We start from the raw sequence: 229 nt of genomic DNA, 5'->3' as shown, positions 1-229 counted from the left end.
CTCCCACAGCGGCGTCGCATCCGTTATGCGCGTGGCGATCTGCGCCGGATCGATGCGATCCACCGCGGCAATCGTTTCATCGAGCGGCTTCAGCGTGCTGCGCACCACGCTGAAGTTGAACAGCAGCAGCAAGCCCGACAGCAGCGCGAGCGGAAGCAAGACATGGAAGCGGATCTCGTCGAAGATCACTGGAACGAACGGCTTGAAGCCGCGGCCGGCGATCGCCACC

General features: G+C 63.8%; 1 pseudogene. It reads right to left on the bottom strand.

Annotated features, from left to right (window positions below):
* Positions 1-229, bottom strand: a pseudogene (locus SB816_RS35475) (sensor histidine kinase); the annotation flags it as partial.

The sequence above is a fragment of the Achromobacter sp. SIMBA_011 genome, from assembly GCF_046535435.1.
GTDB lineage: Bacteria > Pseudomonadota > Gammaproteobacteria > Burkholderiales > Burkholderiaceae_B > Achromobacter > Achromobacter dolens.
Note: the sequence above shows the minus strand (reverse complement) of the source record. Positions and strands in the feature narration are given on the sequence as shown.